22 protein-coding genes are annotated in these 26,828 nt (G+C 69.0%); 4 read left to right on the plus strand and 18 right to left on the minus strand.

Annotation, left to right across the window (positions count from 1 at the left end):
• Positions 1–23: 23 nt before the first annotated feature.
• A complete protein-coding gene (locus ACP26O_RS22400; RefSeq protein WP_175664312.1) occupies positions 24–1,268 on the minus strand; it encodes a diaminopropionate ammonia-lyase in 1,245 nt (414 codons plus the stop codon).
• Positions 1,269–1,449: 181 nt separating this feature from the next.
• On the opposite strand from ACP26O_RS22400, the gene ACP26O_RS22405 reads away from it, so the two are divergent.
• Positions 1,450–1,926 (plus strand): Lrp/AsnC family transcriptional regulator, encoded by a 477-nt coding sequence (locus ACP26O_RS22405; protein WP_175664313.1) that lies wholly within the window; start codon positions 1,450–1,452, stop codon positions 1,924–1,926.
• 2 nt (positions 1,927–1,928) lie between these two features.
• Here ACP26O_RS22405 and ACP26O_RS22410 read toward each other — a convergent pair whose 3' ends face one another.
• The 16 genes from ACP26O_RS22410 to ACP26O_RS22485 all read right to left on the minus strand — a co-directional run bounded on the left by ACP26O_RS22410 (position 1,929) and on the right by ACP26O_RS22485 (position 22,131).
• Positions 1,929–2,546, minus strand: coding sequence for a 3'-5' exonuclease (locus tag ACP26O_RS22410; protein ID WP_011659850.1), 618 nt, complete (start codon positions 2,544–2,546; stop codon positions 1,929–1,931).
• 230 nt (positions 2,547–2,776) lie between these two features.
• The gene (locus ACP26O_RS22415; RefSeq protein WP_175664314.1) at positions 2,777–4,498 is read right to left on the minus strand and encodes a tannase/feruloyl esterase family alpha/beta hydrolase; all 1,722 of its coding nucleotides are present in this window, start codon (positions 4,496–4,498) and stop codon (positions 2,777–2,779) included.
• Between the two features lie 28 nt (positions 4,499–4,526).
• Positions 4,527–5,675, minus strand: coding sequence for a porin (locus ACP26O_RS22420; RefSeq protein ID WP_011659852.1), 1,149 nt, complete (start codon positions 5,673–5,675; stop codon positions 4,527–4,529).
• Between the two features lie 63 nt (positions 5,676–5,738).
• Positions 5,739–6,944 carry a 3-(3-hydroxy-phenyl)propionate transporter MhpT gene (gene mhpT / locus ACP26O_RS22425; RefSeq protein WP_011659853.1) on the minus strand — a complete coding sequence of 402 codons (1,206 nt, stop codon included), beginning with the start codon at positions 6,942–6,944 and terminating at the stop codon, positions 5,739–5,741.
• A gap of 220 nt (positions 6,945–7,164) precedes the next feature.
• The gene (locus ACP26O_RS22430; protein ID WP_426356403.1) at positions 7,165–9,414 is read right to left on the minus strand and encodes an aldehyde dehydrogenase family protein; all 2,250 of its coding nucleotides are present in this window, start codon (positions 9,412–9,414) and stop codon (positions 7,165–7,167) included.
• Positions 9,411–10,517: an aldehyde dehydrogenase family protein gene (locus tag ACP26O_RS22435; RefSeq protein ID WP_426356404.1), complete on the minus strand. Its 1,107-nt coding sequence runs from the start codon at positions 10,515–10,517 to the stop codon at positions 9,411–9,413. The genes ACP26O_RS22430 and ACP26O_RS22435 overlap by 4 nt, the downstream gene beginning before the upstream one ends.
• A gap of 47 nt (positions 10,518–10,564) precedes the next feature.
• A complete protein-coding gene (locus ACP26O_RS22440) occupies positions 10,565–11,395 on the minus strand; it encodes a p-hydroxycinnamoyl CoA hydratase/lyase (RefSeq protein WP_175664317.1) in 831 nt (276 codons plus the stop codon).
• A gap of 233 nt (positions 11,396–11,628) precedes the next feature.
• Entirely contained in the window at positions 11,629–12,132 is a 504-nt protein-coding gene (locus ACP26O_RS22445) for a MarR family winged helix-turn-helix transcriptional regulator (protein WP_175664318.1), read from the minus strand.
• 184 nt (positions 12,133–12,316) lie between these two features.
• Positions 12,317–13,216 carry an SMP-30/gluconolactonase/LRE family protein gene (locus ACP26O_RS22450; protein ID WP_175664319.1) on the minus strand — a complete coding sequence of 300 codons (900 nt, stop codon included), beginning with the start codon at positions 13,214–13,216 and terminating at the stop codon, positions 12,317–12,319.
• A gap of 45 nt (positions 13,217–13,261) precedes the next feature.
• On the minus strand, positions 13,262–14,281 hold the full coding sequence (araH, locus tag ACP26O_RS22455) for an L-arabinose ABC transporter permease AraH (protein WP_043173039.1): 1,020 nt from the start codon (positions 14,279–14,281) through the stop codon (positions 13,262–13,264).
• 35 nt (positions 14,282–14,316) lie between these two features.
• A complete protein-coding gene (gene araG / locus ACP26O_RS22460) occupies positions 14,317–15,876 on the minus strand; it encodes an L-arabinose ABC transporter ATP-binding protein AraG (RefSeq protein WP_175664320.1) in 1,560 nt (519 codons plus the stop codon).
• A gap of 20 nt (positions 15,877–15,896) precedes the next feature.
• On the minus strand, positions 15,897–16,901 hold the full coding sequence (locus ACP26O_RS22465) for an arabinose ABC transporter substrate-binding protein (RefSeq protein WP_011659861.1): 1,005 nt from the start codon (positions 16,899–16,901) through the stop codon (positions 15,897–15,899).
• 81 nt (positions 16,902–16,982) lie between these two features.
• A complete protein-coding gene (locus ACP26O_RS22470) occupies positions 16,983–17,912 on the minus strand; it encodes a Gfo/Idh/MocA family protein (RefSeq protein WP_175664321.1) in 930 nt (309 codons plus the stop codon).
• Between the two features lie 24 nt (positions 17,913–17,936).
• A complete protein-coding gene (locus ACP26O_RS22475) occupies positions 17,937–18,866 on the minus strand; it encodes a dihydrodipicolinate synthase family protein (RefSeq protein ID WP_175664322.1) in 930 nt (309 codons plus the stop codon).
• 52 nt (positions 18,867–18,918) lie between these two features.
• Positions 18,919–20,277: an MFS transporter gene (locus tag ACP26O_RS22480; protein WP_426356405.1), complete on the minus strand. Its 1,359-nt coding sequence runs from the start codon at positions 20,275–20,277 to the stop codon at positions 18,919–18,921.
• A 102-nt stretch (positions 20,278–20,379) separates the two neighbouring features.
• Positions 20,380–22,131, minus strand: a complete 1,752-nt coding sequence (locus ACP26O_RS22485) for an IlvD/Edd family dehydratase (protein ID WP_011659865.1) — start codon at positions 22,129–22,131, stop codon at positions 20,380–20,382.
• Positions 22,132–22,245: 114 nt separating this feature from the next.
• Here ACP26O_RS22485 and ACP26O_RS22490 point away from each other — a divergent pair, with 114 nt between their 5' ends.
• Positions 22,246–23,196: a LysR substrate-binding domain-containing protein gene (locus tag ACP26O_RS22490; protein WP_126226271.1), complete on the plus strand. Its 951-nt coding sequence runs from the start codon at positions 22,246–22,248 to the stop codon at positions 23,194–23,196.
• Between the two features lies 1 nt (position 23,197).
• On the opposite strand, the gene ACP26O_RS22495 is transcribed toward ACP26O_RS22490, so the two are convergent.
• Positions 23,198–23,674 carry an OsmC family protein gene (locus ACP26O_RS22495; protein WP_175664324.1) on the minus strand — a complete coding sequence of 159 codons (477 nt, stop codon included), beginning with the start codon at positions 23,672–23,674 and terminating at the stop codon, positions 23,198–23,200.
• A gap of 92 nt (positions 23,675–23,766) precedes the next feature.
• Between ACP26O_RS22495 and ACP26O_RS22500 the strand changes: the two genes are divergently transcribed.
• Together ACP26O_RS22500 and ACP26O_RS22505 are read left to right on the plus strand one after the other, a co-directional pair.
• Complete coding sequence (locus ACP26O_RS22500; RefSeq protein WP_175664325.1) at positions 23,767–24,408, plus strand: GntR family transcriptional regulator; 642 nt, start codon at positions 23,767–23,769, stop codon at positions 24,406–24,408.
• A gap of 251 nt (positions 24,409–24,659) precedes the next feature.
• Entirely contained in the window at positions 24,660–26,765 is a 2,106-nt protein-coding gene (locus tag ACP26O_RS22505) for a TonB-dependent siderophore receptor (protein WP_175664326.1), read from the plus strand.
• Positions 26,766–26,828 lie beyond the last annotated feature (63 nt).

The following is a 26,828-nucleotide window of genomic DNA, read 5'->3' on the forward strand; positions in this document are numbered from 1 at the left end:
GATCGTCATGTCGTCCGGTTCGCTCAGGCCATCGCGGCCGCGTGGTTCAGCCAGTCGCGCTGGCGCGCGAGCACCGCGTCGACCGTATCGCCGACGCACTGCCGGTAGACGGACGGCGCGGTCGCGCCTTCCGTGTTGATCGCCAGCACGCGCGAATGCGCATCGAGCCCCACCTGACGCGCCAGCGCCGGGTCGCGCATCAGCACGGTCAGCCCCGCGATGCCCGCCGCGCCCGACTCGCCGGACACGAACGGCACGTCGCGCGCGCTGCCGGCTGCCAGCGCGCGCATCGCCCGGACCGCGTCGTCGTCGTCGATCAGCATGAAGTGGTCGATGCTCGGCTCGAGGAAATCCCACGCGAGCGGCGACGCCTCGCCGCACGCGAGCCCGGCCATCACCGAGTCGACGCTGCCGGTCGTCTTCGTCGCGCGCCCGGCGAGCGCGCTCTGGTACAGGCAATCGGCCTGGCGCGGCTCGACGACGATGAAATGCGGGCGCCGCGCGCCGGCGTGCTCCCAAAGATAGCTCGCGACGCCCGCCGCGAGACCGCCGACACCGCCCTGCAGGAAGACGTGCGTGAACGGCCGGCCGCCATCGTCGTGATCGTCCGCCGGCTGCTGGGCGAGCGCTTCGGCCGCGATCACGCCGTAGCCCTGCATCACGTCGCGCGGAATCGCTTCGTAGCCGTCGTACGACGTATCCGACACCACGTGCCAGCCGTTCTCGTGCGCAAGCTGCGCGGCGTGCACGACCGATTCGTCGTAGTTGCCGGCGATCCGCACGATCCGCGCGCCGTGCGCGGCGATCGCGTGCTCGCGCTCCGCGTCGACGTGCGCGTGCAGCACGATCACGCAGCGGCAACCGATCGCGCGCGCGGCGGCGGCCAGCGCGCGGCCGTGATTGCCGTCGGTCGCGCTGATCACTGTGAGGTCGGCGAGCGACGCCGCGTAGCGGCCCGTGACGAGCCCTTGCGGATCGAGTTCGTCGCGCGGCCGAAGCCGCTTCACGAGCCGCATCAGCGCGATAGGTGCGCCGAGCGCCTTGAAGCTGCCGAGCGGCGAGCGGCACGCCTCGTCCTTCACGCTGACGCTCGCGACGCCGAGCCGCGCGGCGAGATCCGGCAGCATGCGCAACGGCGTGCGCGCGGCGCCGACGAGCGGCCAGTGCGACAGCCATGCGCCGCTCTCGTCGGCCGCCGCGATGTTCATGACGCGGCGCAGCGTATCGGGATAGTCGGTGCGCAACGCGCGGGGGTTGGCGATCAGCATGGCGGGAAGGGCTCCGGAAAAGGGCCGCGCGGGCGGCCCGTCGGTGGGTGCGGTGCGGGCGCATACGGGTTGCGCTCGCCGTCGGTCCGAAAAATAATATTGCGCGAGCCGGTCAAAAAAATCGCCAAATTGACGGGTCGGACGCAAAAATTTCTCATTCTTTCGAGGTTGCCGCGCCATCATGCCCACCCCACTCGATGCGTTCGATCGCAAGCTGCTGATGGAAGTCCAGCGCGACGCGCACACGCCGCAGAACGAACTCGGCGCCCGCGTGAACCTGTCGACCGCCGCCGTGAACCGCCGCCTGCGGCGGCTCGCGGACGACGGCGTGATCGAGCGCTACACGGCGGTGGTTGCGCCGGACAAGGTCGATCATCCGCTGACGATCGTCGTGAACGTGGAGGTCGAGAGCGAGCAGATCGACCTACTCGACGCGATGAAGCGGACCTTCGAGCGCTGCCCGCAGATCCAGCAGTGCTACTACGTGACCGGGGAATGGGATTTCGTGCTGATCCTGGCCGTGCGCAACATGGATCAGTACAACGCGCTCACGCGCGAGCTGTTCTTCGCGAACAACAACGTGAAGCGGTTCAAGACGCTGGTGAGCATGAGCCGCGTGAAGGTCGGGCTCGAAGTGCCGGTGGACCTCGACGAGTGACGTCAGCGCCCGTCGGCGGCCAATGACCCGAAAAACGTCGCGACCTTGGCCTTGCTCGTCGTCTGCAAGCGCGACATGAGCCCGTGATCGATGTGCCGCAGGCCGTAAGTCGCGCCGATGTCGCGCTGCAACCGGCACCACAGATGGCTCGCGATCTCCGCGTCGACCATCGCCCGGTGAGCGCGGCCCGTCTGCGGCAAGCGCAGCATGTCCGCCAGGCTCGACAGGCGGTGACTCCGCGCGTGCGGATAGATGCGCCGCGCGACGAGCATCGTGCACGCAAACGCATGCTCGGCCGCCATGCCGAGCATCCCGAGCTCGGCCTGCCAGAACCGCTTGTCGAAGCCGGCGTTGTGCGCGACCACCGGATGGTTTCCGACGAACGCGGCGGCTTCCTTCATGACCTGCGACACCGGCGGCGCCGACGCAATCATTTCGTTGGTGATCCCGGTGAGCGCGACGACGTCGGACGGAATGCGGCGTCCCGCGTTCATCAGGCTCTGGTAACGGTCGACGATCTCGCCGTCGCGCAGAAGGATCACGGCGATCTCGGTCGCCCTGTCGCCCAGGTTCGGAGAAAGCCCGGTGGTTTCGAAGTCCAGTACCGCTACGGTTTGCATGGTTGAATCGGAGGAAAGATACCTGGCGAGGAACGTCGGTCAAGACGCGTCGCGCCGACAAGAAAGCGCCATAGTATCCCGGGACGCCGCCTGCGGCGGCAAACGCCCGCGTCACGCGCGGCTCACCGCCGCTTTTTCCATGCGCACCGGCGCGCTCGCCATTGCCGCTGCGGAGCCACCGCGGATGTGCCGATCCACGCCCCCATCGGCACATCCGCACACCCGCTACGTCAGCGACAACTGAAGCTCGCCGCCGAATTCACGTCGCCCGAGCCGTTGTAGCGCGCGACCTGCGGATACGGGCACAGCGGACGCGTGCGTGCAGCCCCCCAAGAAGTCGGCACGTCCGCATTCGGCACCGCGTTCGTCGCGTCGCGCGCGGTGGCAACGATCGCGGCGGGCGCCTGCCCCTGCTCGACCCACGCCACGAGCGGCGTCAGCATGTCGAACTGGTCGGCCGTCGGCCCGCCCGCGCAGTGGTTCATCCCCGGCACCGGATAGAAGCGCGCGAAGCTCGACGCATCGCCGCCGTTTGCCTGGGCGACCTGCGCATACCAGTCGCGCGTATCGTTGAACGAGAACACCGGATCGCCGGTGCCGTGATAGACGAGCAGCTTCGCGCCGCGCGACTTCAGCGCGGACAGGTTGGTCTCGTCGGGCGGCGTCATGAACGACCACGACGATTGCGTGTACACGCCATTCGTCGCGAAGATCGCCGGCGCGTCGTTGTCCATGTCGAAGCCGAGCGCGAAGCCGGCGAGGTTCGCGAGCGTCGCGGCGGTTTTCGGCGGCGTCATGAACGTGAACGCCATCGCGGCCGGGTCGAGCGTGATCGAATTCGACTGCTTCCAGCCGGCCCAGCCGGGGGCGGCCACACCCGGATCGTACGGAAAGCTCGCGTAGAGCGCCGTGCCCGCGCTGTTGCGCGCCCCCGCGAACACGTTCTCGAGCGCACTCTTCTGCGCGGTCGTCAGGCAGGATCCGGTGCGCGTGCCGTTCGCGCAGGCCGGAATGTCCGTCTCGACGCTGAAGTGCGCCTGACACGCGGCGACGTCCTGCACCATGCCGTCCGTCGCGCCGTCGAGCGCATCGCACTTGTCGAGAATCTTCGCGCCGACGAACTGGCGCTCCGCGTCGTTGAAGCCGCTGCGGATGTCGGGCAGCCCGTTCGAGCCGGTGGCCGACGCGATCTTCGCGAACTGCTGCGCGCCGTACATCTCGCCGATCGCCGCCTTCGGCAGGTGAAAGCCCGGGTCACCGGCGATGATCCCGTCGTAGTCGCCCGGGTTGCGCACGGCCGTGACCATCGCGTGACGGCCGCCGTTCGAGCAGCCGCCGAAATAGCTGCGGTCGGGCGCCTTGCCGTACGCGAGCCGGATCACCTGCTTGGCCATCGGCGTCAGCGCATCGACCGCGCCGTAGCCGTAATCGAGCCGCGCCTGCGGATCGAGGCCGAACAGCGGGTTCTGCGCGGCGCTGTGCCCGGAATCCGAGCTGATCACCGCGAAGCCCTGGTTCAGCGCGTCGGTCAGCGGCCCGCCGCCGCCGATCTCGCCGGTCGCGGTCACGACGTTGCCGTCGAGCCCGCCGTTCGCCTGGTAGAAGAAGCGGCCGTTCCACGCCTTCGGCAAGCGCATCTGGAAGCCGATCGCGTAGGTGTTGCCGTCCACCGCGCTCACGCGCTCGTTCATCTTCCCGGCGATCACGCAGTGCTCGGCGATCGACTTGCCGGCCACCGTCAGCGCGCCGGCGGCCGCGGTCGTCACCGACGTGAACGACGTGTTCGCATACGCGAGCTTCGCGGCGAGCGCGTCGCAGGTCTGCGTCATCGCGGCCGGCGTCGCGGCGCTCAGATGCGTCGGCGCGGAGCTGACCGAATCGTCGCCGCCGCAACCGGCGAGCATGGCCGCCGACAGCGGCGCGATACAGAGGAATGCAGATTTTCTCTTCACGATATCTCCCGTTCGTCAGGCTGCCAGATCAGAACATGTGCCGGACGCCGACCATCGCGCCGAGCTGCCCCATCCCCTGGCCGGGCGTCGTGCCGGCCCCGCCGCCGCTGACCGCGTAGCGCGCATGCGCGCTGTTCCACAGATACGACGATTGCGCGTAGACGGCCGTGCGCTTGGTCAGCAGATAGGTCGCGCGCAGCGTGGCCATCGTCGCGCGCGTGTCGTGCGCGCTGTTGACGATCCGGTAGCCTTCGCCGTCGACGACGAAGTCGGGCTTGATCGCATACGACGCGCCGAGGAAGAACAGGTCCGAATGCGCGCCGGCCGCGGCCGGCGAGCCGGTCGACACGCGCCGCCCGATCCAGCCCGCGCCGATGCGCGCGCCCGCCGCCTGCGCGTAGGCGCTCACGTGTGTGCGTGCATCCTTGCCGCCGCTGCTGGTGAAGGCGACCGGCGCGACGCCGTCGAAGAAGTTCGCGGCGGCGCCCGTGCCGCCGCGCTGCTCCTCGTACGACGCCGCCGCCCCGAAATACGCGCTGTCGTACTTGAGCATCACCGACCAGTTGCGGCATTGCACCGCGTCGCCCGGCACCTGCCCCGCGCACGTGCCCTGCCCCGGCGAGTTGCCGGTGCCCGCGCCGTCGCGGCCGAACGAATACGCGGCGCCGAGCGTCACGCCGCGATACGTGCCGACGTAGGTCACCGCGTTGTCGGCGCGGCCGTTCGGCACGTACGCGTCGAGCGAGCCGAGCCCGTAGATGTCGGGGCCGATGATGTCCGCGCCCTGCAGCGCGAGATAGGTCATCGTGTACTGGCGGCCGAACGCGAGCGTGCCGAAGCCGCTCTTCAGCCCGACGAACGCCTGCCGCCCGAACAGTCGCCCGCCCTGCCCGAGATCGCCGCCGCGCACGTTGAAGCCGCTTTCGAGCGTGAACACCGCCTGGTAGCCGCCGCCGAGATCCTCGGTGCCGCGCAGGCCCCAGCGTGACGGCAGCTCGCCCGTCACGCCCGGCATGCGCACCACGTGGTCGCCGGCCGCGTTCGCGTGCGACACGAATTCGACGCCCGTGTCGATGATTCCGTACAGCGTCACGCTCGACTGCGCGTGCGCGCCGGGCGCGGCGAGCGCGCAGCAGGCGCCGGCGGCCAGCAGGCCGTTCCTGGTTTTCGTGTTCATTGCGTTTGTCTCCAGACCTTGAGTAGGCGCGCTCTGACGGCGCGCATCGAAAAACCGTGAAAGTCAGTCGCCGGCTTGCGGGCGGCGAATCAGCACCAGCGCGGCAACGGCCGCGACGAGCGTGACGGGGATGCTCGCGCCGATCACGACCGGCGCGCTGCGGCCGGCGGCCAGCAGCGTCGCGGCCGCGAGCGGCCCGACGACGGAACCGAGCCGCCCGACGGCCACCGCCGCGCCGACGCCCGTGCCGCGCATCGCGGTCGGGTAATAGATCGCCGCGAGCGCGTACAGCACCGACTGCCCGCCGACCACGAACATCCCGGCGGCAAACGCGGCCGCCGCGAGCGACGCGAAGCCGGGCGCGGCCGAGAGCGCGGCAAGCGACAGCACGATCCCGACATACATGCCGCCGACCACGCGCGACGCGCGCATCCGGTCGAGCGCCGCGCCGATGCCGAGCGCGCCGAGTCCCGCGCCGACGTTGAACGCGATCTGCACGAGGCCGACATGCGCACGGTCGAGCCCGCGCGCGGCCATCAGCGACGGCAGCCAGTTCAGCAGGAAGTAGAGGACGATCAGCGTGCAGAAGTAGCTGATCCACAGCGCGAACGTCGACGTCGTGCGGCCGTCGCCGAACAGCGTGTGCGCGACGCTGGTGCGCGCGGCCGGCGTGCCGGCGACGTCGAGATACGCGCGCGATTCCGGCAGGCACCACGCGAGCAGCGGCACGAGCAGCAGCGGCCCGGCGCCGCCGACGTAGAAGATGTGCCGCCATTCGGTGTCGCCGGCGAGCAGCACGCCGATCAGCGACGCGATCACGCCGCCGAACGGAATGCCGCAGTACATCGTCGCCACCGCGCTGCTGCGCAAGCGCGGCTCGACCGCTTCGGACGACAGCGCGATCAGGTTCGGCATCGCGCCGCCGAGGCCGATGCCGGTCAGCACGCGCACGACGACGAGCATCCAGAAGCTCGACACCTGCGCGGTCGCGATCGACAGCAGCCCGAACAGCACGGCCGATGCGATCAGCACGCGCTTGCGGCCGATCCGGTCGGCGAGCCGCCCGCCGAGCATCGCGCCCGGCAGCAGCCCGAAGGTGCCCGCGCTGAACGCGATGCCCATCTGCGACACGGTCAGCCCGAATTCATGCGCCATGCGCGGCGCGGCGACACCGACCGACTGCAGGTCGAGCCCTTCGAGGAGTGCGACCGCGAAACACAGCGCGAGCGTGGTCGCGACCGTGGATTTTTCGGCAACGTAAGTGTTCATCCTGTCTCCAATCCCATGTCTTGTAGTCGGTCGGCCCTGCAACGGCCGCCGCGCGCCGCCGCCGGCCAGGGGCGGATCGGCGCGCGAGGTGTCGTCCGAACGACCGCCTTTATCAGGCAGCCTGATTCGCTGGCCGCAAGAATGCCTGCCGGTGTCGTGGCCGGCCGGTCGTTATGCCTGCTTGGTCCTGCTTGCTCCTGCTAATGCCTGCTCGTGCTGCCTACGCGTAAATCACGTCGGGATCGCGCCGCGCCGGGTCGTACAGCGCGTCGATCGTCGCCGCGCGATGCTGCTGCACGGCCGCCTGGTTCAGCGACCCCTTGTCGGTCACTTCGCCGAGATCGAGCGACGGCGGCGTGTCGATCAGCCGGATGCGCGCGACGAACGTCGAACCGCCGCTGGCATGCCGGTTCAGCGCGGCAAGCCACGTCGTGAACGCCGCGCGTACGGCCGGTGCGCGCAGCACGTCGGACACCGGCGCGTCGGCGGCGAGCCCCGCCAGTGCGCGGCACGCGTCGACGCGCGGAAACACGAGCAGCCCGATGTCGTCGCGATTGATTCCGGTGACGACCACGTCCTGCACGTACGGCGCGCCGCTCGACACCGCGTTCGCGCGCAACGGCCCGACGCTGACGAAGGTGCCGCTGCTCAGCTTGAAGTCCTCGGTCAGCCGCCCGTCGAACTGCAGCCCGAGTTCCGGCCGCTGCGGATCGGCAAAGACCCCCGCGTCGCCGCTGCGGTAATACCCTTCGTCGTCGAACACGTCGCGCGGATCGACGTCCGCGTGCCAGTAGCCGCGCATTACGTTCGGCCCCTTGAAACGCAATTCGAGCTTGCCGCCGCACGGCACCAGCTTCGCGTCGCAGCCGGGCGCGGGCAGCCCGATATAGCCGGCGCGCATCAGCGGCCCCGTCGTGAACAGGCACGACGGCGACGCCTCCGTCATCCCGAGGCCGGCCATGATCCGGATGCGCTCGCCGCAATGCGCGTAGGTCACGCGGTCGAGCCGGTCCCATGCGGCCTGCGACAGCCCCGCGCCGCCGAAGAAATACAGCTTCACGCGCGAGAAGAACGTGTCGCGCAGCGTGGCATCACGTTCGAGCGCGACGGTCAGCTCTTCCCAGCCCTTCGGCACGTTGAAGTAGATCGTCGGCGCGATCTCGCGCAGGTTGCGCACGGTTTCGTCGAAGCGGCCCGGCATCGGGCGACCGTCGTCGATGTACAACGTGCCGCCGTTGTACAGCGCGATGCCGAGGTTGTGACTGCCGCCGAACGTGTGATTCCACGGCAGCCAGTCGACCAGCACCGGCGGCTCGCGCGTGAGTTCGGGCATCGTCTGGCGCAGCATCTGCTGGTTGCTGCACAGCATCCGGTGCGTGGTCGGCACCGCCTTCGGCTGCTTCGTCGAACCGGACGTGAACAGGATCTTCGCCAAATGATCGGGGCCGACCGCCGCGTGGATCGCGTCGATCGTGCGCGGTGCCGTCGCGAGCAAGCGCGAGAGCGGCACCGTGCGGCCCTTTCCGTGCGCGCCGGCGTCGTCGTCGCGTGCGACGATCAGCGCCGCATCGGCCGGCAACGTGGCGTCGAGCGCACGCATGAACGGCGCGCGTTCGGCGACGAAGACCGCACCCGGGCGCAGCACGCCGAGCGTGTGGCGCAGCTTGCCGTAGTCGGTCGACACGAGCGAATACGCGGGCGAGATCGGCGCATACGGCACGCCGGCCAGCATCGCCGCGAACATCAGTTGCAGATGCTCGAGATCGTTGCCGGACAGCACCGCGAGCGGACGCTCGGCCGACAGCCCGAGATCGACGAGGCCCTGGCCGAGCGCGCGTGCGCGCTCCAGCATCTGCGCGTAGGTGATCTCGATCCAGCGGCCATCGGCGCCGCGCCGCGCGGCCAGCACGCGGTCGGGGTGCGCTTGCGCGCCGCGCACGAGGCAGTCGGTCAGGCGCGTTGGGTAGTCGCCGAGCGGTTCGCGCGAACGCAGATACCACGTGCCGTTTTCCGCGCGGCGAATCTCGGCCGCACCCACGGCGACGGCCGCCGCGCGATAGCGCACGCCGCCCGTGTCGCTCACCTGCCCGCTCGCGGGCTTCGATGCATTCATCGTGGCCTCGCTCATATGGGGTAATGCCGCGGCGTGGTCTGCACGGTGATCCAGCGCAGCTCGGTGAACTCGGCGATGCCGGCCGCTGCCGAAACGCCCGAAGCCGCTGTCCTTCACGCCGCCGAACGGCATCTGCGCCTCGTCGTGCACGGTCGGCCCGTTGATGTGGCAGATCCCCGACTCGATCCGTCGCGCGAGCGTCATCGCCCGTGCGATATCGCGGCTGAACACGCTTGCCGACAACCCGAACTCGCTGTCGTTCGCGAGCGCGACCGCTTCGTCGTCGTTGTCCGCGCGCAGGATCGCGACCACCGGCGCGAACGATTCCTCGCGATAGAGCCGCATGTCGCGCGTCACGCGATCGAGAGCGTCGCCGGCAACAGCGTCGCGCCGTCGATCCGGCAGCCGAGCGGCAAGCGCGCGCCGTGCGCACGGGCATCCTCGACGAGCGACGCCGCGCGCGCGGCGGCCGCCGCGTCGACCATCGTGCCGAGCGGATGGCCGGCCAGCGGATCGCCGGCGACCAGCGTGCGCGCCTTCGCGGCCAGCCGTTCGACGAGCGCATCGGCGATCGGTCGCGCGGCAATCACGCGCTCCGTCGACATGCAGATCTGCCCCTGGTTGAAGAACGCGCCGAATGCGATCGCGTCGACGGCTGCGTCGACATCCGCATCGTCGAGCACGAGCACCGGCGCCTTGCCGCCGAGTTCGAGCAGCACGGGTTTCAGGTGCGCGGCCGCGTGGCGCGCGATGATGCGCCCGACGTGCGTCGACCCGGTGAAGTTGATCCGCTTCACATGCGGATGCGCGATCAGCCGCTCGACGAGTTCCGGCGCATCGGCCGCCGCGTGCGTGATCACGTTGACGACGCCCGCGCCGAGCCCGGCGTCGTCCAGCACCGCGCCGATCAGCGCGTGCACGCCCGGGCACGCTTCGGACGCCTTCAGCACGACCGTGTTGCCGCACGCAAGCGGCATCGCCAGCGCGCGCGTGCCGAGGATCACCGGCGCATTCCACGGCGCGATGCCGAGCACCACGCCGCACGGCACGCGCATCGCGAGCGCGAGATTGCCGGGCACGTCGGACGGGATCACGTCGCCGTCGATCTGGGTGGTCATCGACGCGGCCTCGCGCAGCATGTTCGCCGCGAGCGTCACGTTGAAGCCGAGCCAGCCGGGCGTCGCGCCGGTCTCGGCGACGCCGGTCGCGATGAATTCGTCGATGCGCGCGTCCATCAGGTCGGCCGCCTTCAGCAGCCGGCGGCGCCGCTCCGTCGGCGCGAGCGCCGCCCAGGCGGGAAACGCGCGGTGCGCGGCGTCGATCGCCGCGTCGGCGTCGGCCAGGCCGGCCGCCGGCGCGCGCGACGCAAGCGCGCCCGTCGCGGGGTTGAATCGGTCGAAGGTTCGCCCGTCGCGGGCGGTGCACCACTCGCCCCCGATCAGCATCCGTCTGTCGGTCATGTCGTCTCCTGCCTTGCCTGTCTCTTGCGGTTGCGTCGGCGGTGCTATCAGCGCTTGTATGCCTGCAGGCCCGGCTTGATCGCCTTGTCGTCGAGGAACTGCTTCAGCCCCTGCTCGCGGCCGCGCTCCGGGTCGCGCAACTGCGCCTGGTCGAGCTTCGCATACAGATAATCCTCGCACTGCTCCCACGTGAGTTCGCGCGAACGCTTGAAGCCATGCTTCGCCGCGCGCAGCACGACCGGGTTCTTGTCCATCAGCCGCGCGGCGAGCGCGATCGTCGCGTCGCGCAGCCCGGCCAGCGGCACGCTGCTGTTCACGAGGCCCATTTCCGCCGCCTCGACGCCGGTGAACGTGTCGCCGGTCATGATGTAGTGCAGCGCGCGGCGATGCCCGACGGTGTCGGCCATCGCCTTGCTGACGAGGTTGCCCGGCGGGATGCCCCAGTTGATCTCCGACAGCCCGAACACCGCTTCGTCCGCCGCGATCGCGAGGTCGCACGCGACGAGCGGCGAGAACCCGCCGCCGAAGCACCAGCCGTTCACCATCGCGATCGTCGGCTTGTTGTACATCCGCAGACGGCGCCACTGCCATTCCGATGCGTCGCGCCGCACCTTTTCCTGCAGCGCGTCGGAGCCGCCGTCGATCTCGCGGAAATATTCCTTCAGATCCATGCCGGCCGTCCATGCGCTGCCCGCGCCGGTCAGCACCAGCACCTTCGCCTCGTCGTCGAACTCGATCGCGTCGAGGACCTGCAGCATCTCCTGGTTCAGCGTCGGGCTCATCGCGTTGCGCTTGTCCGGACGGTTCAGCGTCACCCACGCGATGCCGGCCTCCACGTTCACTTCAACGGTCTGCCAGCGGTTGTCGTACTTGCTCATGTCTGTTCCTGTCGTTCGTTCCTGTGCGATTCGGTGCGCAGCATTCCTGCTGCGGACGGCTTCATTTAATATCAGGCTACCTGATATTGCAAGCGGCACGAGCGCCGGTGTAAACCCGGAGCGCAAAGCGGGAGAAGCGACGGAATCGGGGAACGGTCAGGCGACCGGCAACGCGAACGCGGGCCGCGCGGCCCGCGCCGTGAAGGTTCGAAAAGGGGGCGAAAAGGGGTCGGTCAGCCGCGCAGGTTGCGCGAGAACAGTTCGAGCGCGCGCTGCACGTGCGCGGCGTCGTCGGCGGAGATGTCGCCGAGCATGCGCGTCTCGAGCGGGCGCAGCACGGCTTCACATTCACGCAGCATCGCCGCGCCTTCGTCGGTCAGCGTCAGCAGGATGATGCGGCCGTGCGACGGGTCGGCTTCGCGCGTGACGAAGCCGCGGGCGGCCATCACGCTCATCACCTCGTTCGCCGATTGCGGCGTGATCCATGAGCGCTCGGCCAGTTGCGCATTCGACGATGCGCCGCGCGCCTCCAGCACCGACAGCGCCGTGTATTGGGCAAGCGTGATGCCAAGCGGTGCGAGCGCGTCGGTCATATGCCGGCGCAGCAGCCGGTCGAGACCGCCGATCACGTAGGTCAGGCGCTGCGGCGCGCGCGCCTTCGGCTTGTCGCCCGTCGCGCGGGCGGCGTTCTTCGCGGTGTTCTTCGGGGACGCGGGCTTGGTCGGTGCGGAACTCATGGTGCGGGCGGGATGGAATTGCGGGCCATCTTACCAGCACGTCGACGGGGCGAGCGGGGTGTTCGGGGAAGTCGGACGGCCAGTCGGACAGCCGCCGCGCGCTCATGCATGCACGGCAGGCCGCGAACGTGTCAGCGAAGCCCGCTGCGTCAGCGGCATCCCATGAACGGGATCCAATACGCGATCAGCCGCGCGGCGCGCCCATGAATCGCGCAGTCGGCAACCCCGCATGGCGCGTCTGCGCGACGAACACGCCGCCGGCATCGGCGTCGCTCGCCAGCGCGTCGTCGCTCAACCCAACACGCGCACTCGTCACGTACAACCGGCCTTCGCCGTCGAGCGTCACGCAGCTCGGCTGCGCGGTCGGCACCGCGATGCGTTCCGTCTCGACGCCGTCCGCGGCGTAGCGCACCACCCGCCGGCCGCCCCACTGCGCGTTCCACAGGCCGCCGTCGCGGTCCATCGTCGAGCCGTCCGGGTCGCCGTCCGCATCGGTCAGCCGCACGAACGGCCGCACGCCGGCCACACCCGCGCGGCCGTAATCGCACACGAGGATTTCACGCACGAGCGAATCGCAGAAGTACATCTTCGAGCCGTCCGGCGAGAACGCGATGCTGTTCGCGATCGCGGCCGGCGGCAACGCGAGCCGTTCGAGCGTGAGGTCGGCATTGAGCCGGTAAAACCCGCCGACCGCGCGCGGCGGGTCGCCGCCTTCGTCCTTCATCCCGAACACGAACGCGCCGGACGGATCGCAGCGCCCGTCGTTCAGGCGCGTCGGCAATTCGGGCTCGACGTCGACGATCCGCGTGAACGCGCCGCTGCGCAGGTCGAAGAACGCGAGTTGCGTCGCGAGCCCGACGAGCAGCACGTCCGGATCGTGCGTCAGCGCGAAGCACGCAAGCCGTTCGGGCATCGGCCACTGCGTGAGGTCCGAACCGTCCGCGCGGCAGCGCCACAGTTGCGCGCCTTCGATATCCACCCAATACAGCGCGTGCGTCTTGTCGCACCACGTCGCGCCTTCGCCGAGCATGTTGCGGGTGTCCGCCAGCCGCGTCGCCGACGCGGCCGGATCAATCTGTTGCATTCCGTCTCCCGATACTTGTTGCATGCGCAGGCAGCCACGCATTCGTCAGATCTTCATCGCGCGCCGCTGGTTGCGACGATACTGGTCGAACAGCACCGCGAGCAACAGAATTCCGCCGCGTATCAGATATTGGTAAAAGGTCGGCACGTTCAACAGGCTCATCGCGTCCTGCACGGAGCCCATGATCAGCACGCCGACCAGCACGCCGGAGATCGTCGCGACGCCGCCCGTCAGCGACACGCCGCCGAGCACGCACGCTGAGATCACGCCGAGCTCGAGGCCGACCGACGTCTTCGGGTCGCCGAGGCTCATCCGCGACGCGAGCATCACGCCGGCGAAGCCGGTCACGAGCCCCTGCAGCACGAACACCGCAATCTTGATGCGCATCACCGGCAGCCCCGCGAGCAGCGCGGCCTCGCCGTTGCCGCCGACGGCCAGCACGTTCTTGCCGAACACCGTCTTGCGCAGCAGGAAGCCGAACACGACGAAGCCAATGATGTTGCTCCAGATCGGATACGAGATGCCGAGGAACGATCCGGCGCCGAGCTCGAAAAAGCGTTCCTCGGAGATCATCACCGCGTCGCCGTTGGACGTGATGAACGCGAGCCCGCGCACGACTTCCATCATCGCGAGCGTGACGATCAGCGAATTGATCCGCCAGCGCGCGATCAGCACGCCGTTCACGAGCCCGACCGCGCCGCCCGCGAGGATGCCGGCCACGGTGCCGAACACGACGCTGTGCGTCGCGGTGATCAGCGTCGACGCGACGACGCCCGAGAACGCGACGATCGACGCGACCGACAGGTCGACTTCGCCGAGCGCGAGCACGAACATCATCGTCACCGCGATCGAACCGATCAGCGTGACCGACAGCAAGAGGCCCTGGATGTTGCGCGGCGTGAGGAAGTCCGGCACGGTCAGCGACAGCGTCGCGAACAGCACGAGAAACACCATCACGATGCCGGAGCGGTTGATCAATTGCCACACGCCGCCGCGCGCTCGCGCGGGCGCGGCCGTGGCATCCGGGGACGGGGAAGTGCGTTGGGGTTGCATTGCCTGGCTCATATCAGTTCAGTTGCTTTCCGGTTGACTGCACGGCGCTAACGCGGCAGCGCGAGCTTGATCAGCGCGTCGGGCGTCGCCTGCGCCTTCGCCACTTCGCCCGCGATCCGTCCTTCCTTCATGACGATGATCCGGTCCGACACGCCGATCACCTCGGCCAGGTCACTCGACACGAGGATCACCGTGCGGCCCGCTTCCGCGAGTTCGTAGAACAGGTTGTAGATTTCCGCGCGCGCGCCGACGTCGATGCCGCGCGTCGGCTCGTCCATCAGGAACACATCGATGCGCTCGGCCAGCCAGCGCGCGAGCACGACCTTCTGCTGGTTGCCGCCCGACAGCGCGCCGATCGGCGTGTCGCCGTCGGGGGTCTTGATCGCGAGCCGCTCGATGTAGCGTTGCGCGAGGTCGCGTTCGCGCCGCGCGTCGAGCAGCACGCGCGCCGGGCTGAAATGACGGCGCGCGCTGATGTTCAGGTTATCGGCCACCGACGCGATCGCGACGATGCCTTCCTGCTTGCGATCCTCCGGGCACAGCGCGATGCCGGCGCGCACCGCGTGGCGCGGGCTCGAAAACGCGACGCGCTTGCCGCCGAGCTCGACGTGGCCGCCGCTCGGGCGCGTCGCGCCGTACAGCAGCTTCATCAGCTCCGAGCGGCCCGCGCCGACGAGCCCGAAGAAGCCGACGATCTCGCCGCGGCGCGCGGCGAACGACACCGGCTCGGACAAGCCGGGCCCGGTCAGCCCCTTCGCCTCGATCATCACGTCGCCGGCCGCGCGCGGCCGGTAGCCGTACACGTCCTCGATCGAGCGGCCGACCATGCAGCCGATCAGCTGGTCGCGATCGAGGTCGGCGACCGATTCGAACGTCTCGATCCGGCGGCCGTCGCGGAACACCGTCACGCGGTCGCACAGCGCATCGACTTCCTCCATCCGGTGCGTGACGTAGATGATCGCGCGCCCTTCCGCGCGCAGCGAACGGATGATGCGGAACAGCTGCGTCGTCTCGCGCGCGGACAGCGAACTCGTCGGTTCGTCGAACGCGATCACGCGCGCGTCGCGCATCAGCGCCTTGCCGATCTCGATCATCTGGCGCTGGCCGATCGACAAATACTTCACCGGGATGTCCGGATCGATGTGCTCGCCGAGGCGCTCCAGCGCATCGAGCGCACGCACCGCGAGCGCGCGCTCGTCGACCACGCCGAGCCGGCTCGGCAGCTGCCCGAGCATCAGGTTCTCCGCGACCGTCAGCTCCGGCACCAGATGCAGCTCCTGGTAGATGATCGCGATGCCGGCCTCGAGCGCGGCGCGCGTCGACGCGAAGCGCTGCACCGTGCCGTTCAACGTCAGCGTGCCGGCCTGCGGCTGGTTCACGCCCGACAGCACTTTCAACAGCGTCGACTTGCCCGCGCCGTTCTCGCCCATCAGCCCGTGCACTTCGCCCGCGCGCACCGACAGCGACACGGCATCGAGCGCGCGCACGCCCGGGAATGTCACCGTGATCCCGTCGAGCGCGAGCAGCGCGCCGCCGGGCGGCGCGGCGGCGCCGTGCGTGACCGTGTCATCGTTGCCGGACACGGCCGTGATCGTCTGCATCGTCATCGCGTCGTCGCCTCGCACGCTCAGATGCCGAGCTCGGTGCGCACGGCCTGCCAGTTCGCGCGCGTCATCAGCTTGCCGCTCGTCTGCGTGTCGGCCGGCGGCGTCTTGCCGTTGCGGATCCAGTCGACGAGGTTCTGCGTGCTGTCCTTGCCGTGGTTCGTCGAGCTGACCGCGATCGTCCCGTAGAAGCCGGTCGGCTCCTTCTTCTGGAATTCGGCGAACGCCTCGCCCGCGCCGTTGATGCCGACGCCGATCACGTCGGCCGCCGGGATGTGCAGCTGTTCGGTCGCGCGCACCGCGCCGAGCACGGTTTCCTCGTTCAGCGCGTAGACCACCCACTTCTTCACGTTCGGATGGCGCGCGAGCACGGGCGCCGCGGCGCTGAAGCCGCCTTCGTCGTCGGTCGTCTTCTGCGGCGCGTCGAAGATGTTCTCCTTGCGGAAGCCGTTCGCGAGCAGCGCCTGCGTCGCGCCGTCGGTGCGCAGCTTCGCGGTCGGCAGCTCGTAGTTGGTGATGCGCAGCGCGCCGACTTCCTCAGGCTTCCAGCCGCGCCGCTTCATCTCGTCGGCGATCGCCTGGCCGACCTGGTTGCCGATCTTGATCGCCGACATGCCGAGATGCGGCACGTTCGACAGCGGCTTGCCGGTCGAGTCGACGAGCTGGTCGTCGACGGTCACGAACTTCATGTTGTAGCGCTTCGCGCGCGCGGCGATCGCCGGCCCGAGGCGCACGTCGGGCGCGCAGATCACGAAGCCCTGCGCGCCTTGCGAGCCGAGGTTGTCGATCGCGGCGAGCACCTTCTCGCCGTCCGGCGTGCCGATCTTCACGACCGAGAAGTTCTCCTTCTGGCCGAGCGAGGCGGCCGCGTTCTGCTCGTTGATGAACCATGCCTGCTCGGGCATCTTCACCAGGAAGCCGATCTTCAGCGGCGCGTCGGCGTGCGCGGCGCCCTGCATCCCGAGCGGCGCGAGGCAAAGCGCGGCCAACAGTGCGCGCAGGGTGTGTCGGCGAGTCGTGCGGTTCATGCGGTGTCTCCTTGTATTGGCTTGGGTCTTCAACATCCGTCGTACACGGTCGCGCTCGCGATGAGGCGCGCCGGCACGTTTTCAGCGGCCGAACGCGTCGGTGCCGACGCGCCGCCCGAACAGGAATGCGTCGGCGACGAGCCGCAACGGCCGTACGTCGACGTCGCTTTCGCCGCGCGCGATCAGCGCGCGGAAGTGAGCATACAGCGCCGGATACTCGCGCTGCGGGCCGATCTCGACCGGCTCGCCGGCGATCGACAGTTGCGCGCCGCCGCGGCTGATCGCGAGCACGCCGTCCGACGTGTCGACCGCGATCTCCCATTGCTCGACGGGGCCGTGCCGCCAGTCGAATTCCGCGTGCACGGGCACGCCGTCCGTATCGGCGCAATCGAGTTCGGCCGCGATCGGCGTCTGCACGTCGCTCGGCACGTAGAGCGTCGCTTCGCGCAGCACGAGCTCGCGCGGCAGGATCCGCGTGACGATCGACAGCGCGTTGATGCCGGGATCGAACACGCCGAGGCCGCCCGGCTCCCAGATCCACTGCTGCCCCGGATGCCAGCGCCGCACGTCTTCCTTCCAGCGCACCTGCACCGCGCGGATCATGCGCGTCGCGAGCCACGCGCGCGCCGGTTCCACCGCGCTCGCGCAGCGCGAATGCCAGGTCGCGAACAGCGTGAGGCCGCGTTCGCGCGCGAGCGCGTCCAGCGCGGCCACTTCGCCGAGCGTCGCGCCCGGCGGTTTCTCGAGCATCACGTGCTTGCCGGCTTCGAGCGCCGCGCGTGCCTGCGCGTAGCGCACCTGCGGCGGCGCGCACAGCGACACCGCCTCGAGCCCGGGCTCGGCGGCCAGCAGCGCACCCAGTTCCGGATAATTGCGCACGCCGCTGACTTCCGCGTGACGGCTCGCGCAGGCGGTCAGCGCGAAGCCCGGTTCGGCGGCGATCGCGGGCAAATGCTGGTCACGCGCGATCTTGCCGATCCCGATCACGCCCAGCGAAATCACGTTGCTCATCTGCGTTCCTCCTTCGCTACTCGGTTAGTGCGCCCAGCGCAGCACGAGCGGATCGAGCCGGCGCGCGATCGCGAGCAGCTCCGCGCGCGTGTCCGGATGCAGCTCCGGCATCGGATGCCGCGGCCGCTCGCACGCGATCACACCGCCTTCGCGCATCAGCGCCTTCGCGGTGAGAATGCCGGACTGGCGGTTCTCGTGATTGATCAGCGGCAGCCACGCCTGATAGCGCGCGTATGCGTCGTCCTGCCGCCCTTCGCGCCACGCTTCGAGGATCGGCCGGATGCCGTCCGGATACGCGCCGCCCGTCATCGCGCCGGTCGCGCCGGCATGCAGGTCGGCGAGCAGCGTGATCGCCTCCTCGCCGTCCCACGGCCCTTCGATCGCGTCGCCGCCGAGCCGGATCAGCTCGCGCAGCTTGTTCGCGGCGCCGGGCGTCTCGATCTTGAAGTACGCGACCTGCTCGATCTCGCGCGCCATCCGCGCAAGCAACGGCGCGGACAGCGCGGTGCCGCTCGCGGGCGCATCCTGGATCATGATCGGGATGTCGATCGCATCCGACACGCGCGCAAAGAAGTCGACGATCTGCGCTTCGGGCACGCGGAACGTCGCGCCGTGATACGGCGGCATCGTCATCACCATCGCCGCGCCGAGCTGCTGCGCGCGCAGGCTGCGCGCCGCGCACACCTGCGTGCTGTAGTGCGACGTCGTGACGATCACCGGCACGCGGCCGGCGACGTGTTCGAGGATCGTGCGCGTGAGCACGTCGCGTTCGTCGTCGGTGATCGCGAATTGCTCGGAGAAGTTCGCGAGGATGCACAGCCCGTCCGAGCCCGCATCGATCATGAAATCGACCGCGCGCTTCTGGCTCGCGAGGTCGAGCTCGCCGGTCTGGGAAAACGTCGTCGGGACGACGGGGAAGATGCCGCGATAGCGCGGTGTGCTGCTCGATGTCATGGTTCGGGTCCTGCGTCGGTCGAATCGGCGTTCAGCCGGAAAAACAAGGCGTTCAGGATTCGCGGGCGAATGCGCGCGCGGCCGGCTCGGGCGCGCGCAGCGCGGCCCGGACCACGAACGTCATCAGCACCGCGAACAACAGCGTCGCCGCGAGAAAGTACAGGCCGGCCGCGAGACTGCCGGTCGATGCCTTGATCAGGCCGATGCCGTACGGCCCGAAGTAGCCGCCGAGATTCGCGAGCGAATTGATCGCGGCGATGCCGACCGCCGCACTCGTGCCGGTCAGGAATTCGCCGGGCAGCGCCCACACGACGGCCTGGATCGAATAGAGCGAGAACGCGGTGAGGCAGATGAACGCGAACTGCAGCGCGGGCTGCTCCACCCATGCGCTCGCGGCCATCGTCGCGGCGGCCGCCGCCGACACGACGACGATGTGCCAGTAGCGCTCGCGCTTGCGGTCCGAATGGCGCGGCACGACCAGCAGGCCGACCACCGCGAACAGATACGGTACCGCGGACAGCAGCCCGGTCGCCGCATCGTCAGCGCCGAATGCGTGGATGATCGTCGGCAGCCAGAGCGACAGCCCGTAGATGCACAGCGGAAACGGCAGGAACAGCGCGGCGAGCAGCAGCACGCGGCGGTCGCGCAGTGCGGCGAGCGGATTGCCGTGCGAAGCGGGTCGATACGTGTCGCGGTCGGCGGCGAGCTGCCGCGCGATCCAGCGGCGCTGGTCGTCGTTCAGCCAGCGCGCATGCGCGGGCGACTCGGGCAACAACCGCAGCGTCGGCCATGCGAGCAGCACGGCCGGCAAGCCGCTGACGACGAACAACGTCTGCCAGTCCGACAGGCCGAACCAACCGTGCGTCGACAGCAGCCACCCGGCGAGCGGGCCCGTCACGATGCCGGCGAGCGGCTGCGCGAGCACGAGCAGGCCGATCACGCGGGCACGGTCGCGCATCGGGAACCATTGCGTGAGGAAGTAGAGGATGCCGGGATAGAGGCCGGCTTCGGCCGCGCCGAGCAGGAAGCGCAGCACGTAGAAACTGGCCGGCCCCTGCACGAGCGCCATCGCGATCGTGATCACGCCCCACGTCGCGAGGATGCGCGCGAACCACACGCGTGCGCCGAAGCGTCCGAGCGCGAGATTGCTCGGCACTTCGCACAGGAAGTAGCCGATGAAGAACAGTCCGGCGCCGAGCCCGTAGGCGGCGTCGCCGAGGCCGATCGCCGCGTTCATGTGCAGCTTCGCGAAGCCGACGACCGTACGGTCGACGTAGGCGACCACGTAGATCAGCGCGAGGAACGGCACCAGCTTGCGCGTGAGCAGGCGGGTCAGTTGCCGTTCGTCGACGGCTGCCGGCGAATCGGACTGTTCCGCCATCGCGTGGGCGGGCGTGTACTGCGTCGTCATCTTGTCTCCTGTAGCCCACGTTGGCGCTTTAGCGCTTGCGGGGGTCCCATGCTTCGCGGTCGGCCTCGGTTGGCGTCTTGGCGCTTGCGGAGGCCGTTTGTCTCAATGCGAATGGCTCGGCACGTCCGCGCCGCGCATGCCGACCAGGAAGTCGAGGTCGCACCCCTCGTCGGCCTGCAGCACGTGATCGATATACAGCCGCGCGTAGCCGCCCTTGCCCAATTGCGCGGCCACGCCCGGCGCCGCGGTCGGATCGACGTCCGACAGGCGGCGCTGCAGTTCGTCGTCCGGAATGTCCAGGTGCAGCGTGCCGGCCTCGCAGTCGAGCTCGATCCAGTCGCCGTTGCGCACGGCGGCCAGCGGCCCGCCCGCGGCCGCTTCCGGCGCGACGTGCAGCACCACCGTGCCGTACGCGGTGCCGCTCATCCGCGCGTCCGAGATCCGCACCATGTCCTTCACGCCCTGGCGCAGCAGCTTCGGCGGCAGCCCCATGTTGCCGACCTCCGCCATCCCCGGATAACCGCGCGGCCCGCAGTTCTTCAGCACCATCACCGAACTCGCATCGACGTCGAGCGCTTCGTCGTTGATCGTCGCCTTGTAGTGCTCGAGATTCTCGAACACCACCGCGCGGCCGCGATGCTTCAGCAGCTCGGGGCTCGCCGCCGACGGCTTCAGCACCGCGCCGCGCGGCGCGAGATTGCCGCGCAGGATGCAGATCCCGCCGTCCGCGATCAGCGGCCGGTCGAGCGGGCGGATCACCTCGTCGTCGTAGTTCGGCGCTTCGCGCACGTTGTCCCACAGCGACTTGCCGTTGACGGTCAGCGCGTCGGGGTGCGGCAGCAGCCCGCCTTCGCCGAGCCGGCGCAGCACGGCCGGCAGGCCGCCCGCGTAATAGAACTCCTCCATCAGGAAGCGCCCGGACGGCATCAGGTCGACGATCGTCGGCGTGTCGCGGCCGATGCGCATCCAGTCCTCGAGCTCGAGCGGCACGCCGATGCGGCCCGCGATCGCCTTCAGGTGGATCACCGCATTGGTCGAGCCGCCGATCGCCGCGTTCGCGCGGATCGCGTTCTCGAACGCCGCGCGCGTCAGCACCTTCGACAGCACGAGCCCTTCGAGCGCCATCTCGACGATCCGGATGCCGGACATGTGCGCGAGCACGTAGCGGCGCGAATCGACGGCCGGAATCGCCGCGTTGTGCGGCAGCGCCACGCCGAGCGCCTCGGCCATGCACGCCATCGTCGACGCGGTGCCCATCGTGTTGCAGGTGCCGGCCGAGCGCGACATGCCGGCTTCGGCCGACAGGAAGTGATGCAGGTCGATCTCGCCCGCCTTCAGCGATTCGTGCAGTTGCCAGACGGCGGTACCCGAACCGATGTTCTTGCCCTCGAGCTTGCCGTTCAGCATCGGGCCGCCCGACACGACGATCGCCGGCACGTCGCAGCTCGCCGCGCCCATCAGCAGCGCGGGGGTCGTCTTGTCGCAGCCGGCGAGCAGCACGACCGCGTCGATCGGATTGCCGCGGATCGCTTCCTCGACGTCCATCGACGCCAGGTTGCGCGTGAGCATCGCCGACGGCCGCAGGTTCGATTCACCGTTCGAGAACACCGGGAACTCGACCGGGAACCCGCCCGCCTCGAAGATCCCGCGCTTCACGTGCTCGGCGAGCTTGCGGAAGTGCGCATTGCACGGCGTCAGTTCGGACCACGTGTTGCAGATGCCGATGATCGGCCGACCGTCGAACTCATGATCGGGGATGCCCTGGTTCTTCATCCAGCTTCGGTACATGAAGCCGTTCTTGTCGTTCGTGCCGAACCATTGGGTGGAGCGCAGCCTGGGTTTTGTTGCCGACATCGTCAGTCCTGTGGTGACGGGATACCGGCGCAGTCTAGGCAGAATTTTGATAACTCGCTAATGACGTTTTAGGCGATTACGATATCGATTCCGATATCGATATAAACCCGTACCATGCTCGAAGCCAGCCCGTGGGGAAACCGCAGCCGCCTGAAGACGCGCCAGCTCCTGCTGGTCGTCGCGCTCGCCGACGAAGGCAGCATTCACCGCGCGGCGGCCGCGCTGAACATGACGCAGCCGGCCGCGTCGAAGCTGCTGCGCGAGCTCGAGGAATCGATCGGCGCGGTGCTGTTCGAGCGCCTGCCGCGCGGGATGCGGCCGACGTTGTACGGCGACGCGCTGATCCGCCACGCGCGCGCCGCGCTCGGCAGCCTCGACCAGGCGCGCGAGGAGCTGGCCGCGCTGAAGGCCGGCCATCTCGGGCATGTGGCGGTGGGCGCGATCACGTCGCCGGGCTTGCGGCTCGTACCGCCGGCCGTCGCCGCGGTGAAGGGCACGCATGCGAACGTGCGTGTGTCCGTCGCGATCGACACGAGCAATGTGCTGCTCGAACACCTCGCGCAGGACAAGCTCGACATCGTCCTCGGCCGGCTGTCAGCCGAACACGACAAGCTGCACCTGCGCTACGAGCCGCTGACCGGCGAGCCGGTCGCGGCGGTCGTGCGGCCCGGCCATCCGCTGCTCGCGCAGGCGCCGCTGTCGCTCGCCGACGTGCAGCGTGCCGCGTGGGTCATGCCGCCGGCCGGCAGCGTGCTGCGCCACCGCTTCGAGCTCGTGTTCCAGCGCGCGAGCCTCGCGCCGCCCGCGAACGTCGTCGAGACGGCCGCGCTGCTGTTCATCACGCAGTTGATCGAGCAGAGCGACATGATCGCGGTGCTCGCGGAGGACGTCGCGCTGTACTACGCGCGACATGGCATCGTGTCGGTGCTGCCGCTGGAGATGGATTGCCGGATGGACGATTTCGGGATCATCACGCGCACCGACCGGCTGCATTCGCCGGCCGTCGCGGTGATGGCCGACGCGATTCGCGCGGCCGCGCGGGAGGTGTACGGGGTCGCGTTGTAAGTCACACCATCGCGAACTCGATCACCGGTTCGCACCGGATCGGGAAGTTCACGGAGTTCGCGATATAGCACTTCGCATGCGCATCGTGATGCAGCCGCTCGGCCAGCTCGCGATCGTCGCCCGCGCGGATCGTCACGCGCGGGTGCAGCACGATTTCGGTGAAGCGCCCGTGCTCGGGGCTGTCGAGCATCGTCCCTTCGGCGTCGTCGACATACGCGAGCACGCGGATGCCGGCTTCCGAGCAAAGATGCAGATACCACAGCTTGTGGCACGCCGATGCCGACGCGAGCAGCAGATCCTCCGGATTCCAGCGCGCCGCATCGCCGCGAAACGCCGCGTCCGACGAGCCCGGAATGTCCGGCTTCGAGCCGGCGCTGATCACATGATCGCGGCCATATTCGCGATACCCCGACGTGCCGGTTCCCCGGTTGCCGGTCCACTCGACTGCCACGCGGTACTTGTGTTCGCCATGCGCCATCTCGCTCTCCTCTGCACTCGGATGTGAGGCCGCCATTGTGTCACCGCAATGCGATTTGGTATACCATTATTCCAAAATGAGGACTCAAGGGCATGGAAGCCAGACTCGATTCCACGGCGGACGCCGTGGCCGCATCGCTGCGGGAAATGATCATCAACGGCGAGTTGCAGGCCGGCGAGCGGCTCGTCGAGCGCGACCTCGCCGAGCACTTCGGGATCAGCCGGATTCCGATGCGCGAGGCGATCCAGCGCCTGGAGCGCGAAGGGCTGCTGGACCTTTTCCGCAATCGCGGCGCGGTCGTTCGGATGCTCGCCGCGTCCGACGTGCAGGAAATCTACGACATGCGCGTGCTGCTCGAAGGCGACGCCATCTACCGGAGCGTGAAGCGGCTCGACGACGAAACGCTGGCGCGCGCCGAACTCGTGCATCGCTTGCTCGGCGAATCGAGCGTGGCGCGCCGCCAGGGCGAGCTGAACCGTGAATTCCATGTGCTGCTGTATTCGTGCTGCGGCAACGCGCGCCAGTTGAAGGCGATCGCGGAACTGCGCAGCCAGGTCGAACGGTACGAGCGCCTGCAGGCCACGCTGCTCGCCGACACACCTTCGTTCCAGGTCGAGCACGACGCAATCCTCCAAGCCTGCCGCGAGCGCAATGCCCGCGGCGCCCGTGCGATGACGGTCGCGCATCTCGATTCGGCGCGACGCATCGTGATGCGGCTCGTCGAAGGCAGCTGAGGCCGGCCGGCGGCCGAGCACGCTCTCGCGCATTTTCGGCAGCCGCCACACCACGCGGCAAGGCACCGGATCGGCCTCGTCGGCCGGACACTGTCACTCCCCCGCCCCCCCACGCAACAAGGTCAACTTACGATTGCAAATACATCTCATTTGCATTAGATTTCGGCGCGCAAATGAACTGTTTGGAACACGGATGCCGGCGCGAGACGGCCCGCGGTGCCCGAACGCGGACCAATCTCTGAAGGACGGGTATGAGCAGGAAGAACTGGGCGGCCGCACCGATGGCCATCGTCGTCGGCACGGCCGGCCTGAGCGCCGCCGAGGCTCAGGAACTGTCGCTGCCCGCGATCGAAGTCTCCGGGCAGCGCACGACCGCACCGTTTCGCGCGCCCGAATCGACGAGCGCGACGCGCACCGAGACGGACGTGATGGAGATTCCGTTCGCGGTCAGCAGCGTCGACAAGAAACTGATCCAGACAGTCGCCGCCACACGCGGCGAAGACCTGTACGACTGGGTCGCCGGCGTCGCGCGGCAAAACAACTTCGGCGGGCTGTGGGACAACTACGCGGTGCGCGGCTTCGCCGGCGACGGCAACACGTCCGGCACCGACTACCTCGTCAACGGCTTCTCGTGGAATCGCGGCATCAGCGTGCCGCGCGACACCGCCACGCTCGAGCGCATGGAAGTCCTCAAGGGGCCCGCGTCCGCGCTGTACGGCCGCGGCGACCCCGGCGGGCTCATCAGCTACACGACGAAGCAGCCGCAGTTCGCGCGCGCGAACACGATCGGCGTGTCGGCCGGCAGCTACGGCGCGCTGCGCGAGACGCTCGATTCGACCGGCCCCGTCACGAAGTCGCTCGCGTACCGCTTCATCGCGATGAACGAGGACAACGGCAGCTTCCGCGATACCGTGTCGAGCAAGCGCTACCTGTTCGCGCCGTCGTTCACGTGGGACATCGGCGCGGACACGACGCTCCACTACGAATTCGAGACCTCCCGCCAGCGCGCGCCGCTCGATCGCGGCGTGGTCGCGGTCAACGGGCAACTCGGAGCGGTGCCGGCGTCGAGGTTCATGGGCGAGCCGCGCGACGGCGACTACGATGTGCGCAACTCGGGCCACCAGTTCACGCTCGAGCATCGCTTCAATGCCGACTGGTCGGTCAACGCCGGCTTCGCGCAACGCGACACCGACCTGTCCGGCCGCTCGTCCGAAGCATTCGCGCTGCAGCCGGACGGGCGTACGCTATGGCGCCGCTACCGGCAGGTCGCGTTTCACTCGAACGACGTGCAAGGGCGCGTCGAGGTGGCCGGCAAGGCCCGCACCGCCGGCATCGGCCATACGTTCGTGATGGGCGTCGACGCGTATCGCTTCAACTACGACCAGTTCGTGTCGCGCTCGACGCCGACGGCCGCGGCGCCATATGCGATCGACATCTTCGATCCGGTCTACGGCCAGCCGGCGCCCATGCCGCGCACCGCGACGAACTTGCTCGAGCGCGACGACGGCCAGGGCCTGTACGCGCAGGACACGCTCGCGTTCGGGCCGCACTGGAAAGTGCTCGCCGGGTTGCGCTGGGACCGCTTTCACCAGTCGGTCGAGAACCGCCTGAAGGGCGTGACGACGACCCAGCTGCAAACGGCGCTGAGCCCGCGGCTCGGCATCGTGTACGAGGCCAGCCCCGCGCTGTCGCTCTACGCGAACACCGCATATTCGTTCCGGCCGAACAACGGCGCCGACGTGAACGGCCGCGCGTTCGATCCGGAGAAGGGGCACGGCTATGAGGCCGGCGTGAAATGGGCCGGCACGCGCTGGCTCGCGACCGTCGCCGCGTTCTACGTGAACAAGCGCAACGTGCTGAGCGCCGATCCGGCAAATGCCGGGTTCTCGCGTGCGGCCGGCGAAGTACGCAGCCGCGGCGTCGAATTCGAATGGAACGGCGAACTCGGCCACGGCGTGCGCGGCATCGTCAACCTCGCGTACGTCGATGCGCAGGTCACGCACGACAACGTGCTGACGCCGGGCGCACGCCTCGTCGACATTCCGCGGCTGAGCGGGAGCGCGCTGCTGATGTACGAAACCGCGCTGCCGCTCGTCGACAAGGCCGGCGCGGGCGCGGGCGTGATCTATGTTGGGCGCCGTGCGGGCAATACCGCGAACACGCAGGATGGCTTCGACCTGCCCGCTTATGCGACCGTGCAGCTCAACGGCTACGTGCAGGTCAACAAGCATCTGCGCGCGTCGGTCGTGCTGAACAACCTGTTCAATCGCACGTACTACGTCAGCTCGTACAACAACCTGTGGGTCACGCCGGGCGCGCCGCGCAGCCTGTTCGCGTCGCTCGCGTACTCGTTCTAGAACGGCTGGTCGACGGGCATCGCGCAGCGGACGCAAATCGTGCGTGTGGTGCGTGGAAAGCCA

This window comes from Burkholderia sp. R-40, assembly GCF_049942845.1.
Classification (GTDB): Bacteria; Pseudomonadota; Gammaproteobacteria; order Burkholderiales; family Burkholderiaceae; genus Burkholderia; species Burkholderia ambifaria.

What these genes read in the sequence shown, in the direction of transcription:
- ACP26O_RS22480 (WP_426356405.1), bottom strand. Translation starts at nt 20,277, where the DNA reads ATGACGACGCAGTACACGCCCGCCCACGCGATGGCGGAACAGTCCGAT.
- ACP26O_RS22495 (WP_175664324.1), bottom strand. Translation starts at nt 23,674, where the DNA reads ATGGCGCATGGCGAACACAAGTACCGCGTGGCAGTCGAGTGGACCGGC.
- ACP26O_RS22435 (WP_426356404.1), bottom strand. Translation starts at nt 10,517, where the DNA reads ATGACCGACAGACGGATGCTGATCGGGGGCGAGTGGTGCACCGCCCGC.
- ACP26O_RS22400 (WP_175664312.1), bottom strand. Translation starts at nt 1,268, where the DNA reads ATGCTGATCGCCAACCCCCGCGCGTTGCGCACCGACTATCCCGATACG.
- ACP26O_RS22405 (WP_175664313.1), top strand. Translation starts at nt 1,450, where the DNA reads ATGCCCACCCCACTCGATGCGTTCGATCGCAAGCTGCTGATGGAAGTC.
- ACP26O_RS22410 (WP_011659850.1), bottom strand. Translation starts at nt 2,546, where the DNA reads ATGCAAACCGTAGCGGTACTGGACTTCGAAACCACCGGGCTTTCTCCG.
- ACP26O_RS22490 (WP_126226271.1), top strand. Translation starts at nt 22,246, where the DNA reads ATGCTCGAAGCCAGCCCGTGGGGAAACCGCAGCCGCCTGAAGACGCGC.
- ACP26O_RS22475 (WP_175664322.1), bottom strand. Translation starts at nt 18,866, where the DNA reads ATGACATCGAGCAGCACACCGCGCTATCGCGGCATCTTCCCCGTCGTC.
- ACP26O_RS22500 (WP_175664325.1), top strand. Translation starts at nt 23,767, where the DNA reads ATGGAAGCCAGACTCGATTCCACGGCGGACGCCGTGGCCGCATCGCTG.
- ACP26O_RS22450 (WP_175664319.1), bottom strand. Translation starts at nt 13,216, where the DNA reads ATGCAACAGATTGATCCGGCCGCGTCGGCGACGCGGCTGGCGGACACC.
- ACP26O_RS22470 (WP_175664321.1), bottom strand. Translation starts at nt 17,912, where the DNA reads ATGAGCAACGTGATTTCGCTGGGCGTGATCGGGATCGGCAAGATCGCG.
- araH (WP_043173039.1), bottom strand. Translation starts at nt 14,281, where the DNA reads ATGAGCCAGGCAATGCAACCCCAACGCACTTCCCCGTCCCCGGATGCC.
- ACP26O_RS22505 (WP_175664326.1), top strand. Translation starts at nt 24,660, where the DNA reads ATGAGCAGGAAGAACTGGGCGGCCGCACCGATGGCCATCGTCGTCGGC.
- ACP26O_RS22445 (WP_175664318.1), bottom strand. Translation starts at nt 12,132, where the DNA reads ATGAGTTCCGCACCGACCAAGCCCGCGTCCCCGAAGAACACCGCGAAG.
- ACP26O_RS22465 (WP_011659861.1), bottom strand. Translation starts at nt 16,901, where the DNA reads ATGAACCGCACGACTCGCCGACACACCCTGCGCGCACTGTTGGCCGCG.
- mhpT (WP_011659853.1), bottom strand. Translation starts at nt 6,944, where the DNA reads ATGAACACTTACGTTGCCGAAAAATCCACGGTCGCGACCACGCTCGCG.
- araG (WP_175664320.1), bottom strand. Translation starts at nt 15,876, where the DNA reads ATGACGATGCAGACGATCACGGCCGTGTCCGGCAACGATGACACGGTC.
- ACP26O_RS22440 (WP_175664317.1), bottom strand. Translation starts at nt 11,395, where the DNA reads ATGAGCAAGTACGACAACCGCTGGCAGACCGTTGAAGTGAACGTGGAG.
- ACP26O_RS22485 (WP_011659865.1), bottom strand. Translation starts at nt 22,131, where the DNA reads ATGTCGGCAACAAAACCCAGGCTGCGCTCCACCCAATGGTTCGGCACG.
- ACP26O_RS22420 (WP_011659852.1), bottom strand. Translation starts at nt 5,675, where the DNA reads ATGAACACGAAAACCAGGAACGGCCTGCTGGCCGCCGGCGCCTGCTGC.